Source organism: Streptomyces sp. WAC05292 (assembly GCF_003949955.1).
GTDB lineage: Bacteria > Actinomycetota > Actinomycetes > Streptomycetales > Streptomycetaceae > Streptomyces > Streptomyces globosus.
The window spans coordinates 1-300 of the sequence record NZ_RPSE01000894.1; the positions used below are offsets into that span (position 1 = coordinate 1).

The window sequence follows — 300 nt, forward strand, 5'->3', positions numbered from 1 at the left end:
GCACCGGCCGCCACCCCAAACGCCCGGACCTGCGCCCCCTGTAGGGCCCGGACAGGGCGGCACGAAAAAAAATGATGATGTGGCCGGCGGGTTTCCGCTGGTACGTTCCCCGTGTGCCGAAGCTGAACCAGATCATCGCAGTGGAGAAGGGCGTCAAGTCCAAGTCCCTCCAGGAACTGACCGACGCCCACCACGACGTCCAGAAGCCCGCCCTGCTCGCGGGCATATCCCGCACCTACCAGCCCAAGGACGAGGAGGGCGAGCAGCTCCCGCCCGAGTCCACCCGGGTCCAGGTCAAGG

Annotated in this window: 1 pseudogene; it reads left to right on the top strand. The window is 67.0% G+C overall.

Annotated features, from left to right (window positions below):
- Positions 1-113: 113 nt before the first annotated feature.
- A pseudogene (locus EF903_RS33620) lies at positions 114-300 on the top strand (hypothetical protein); the annotation flags it as partial.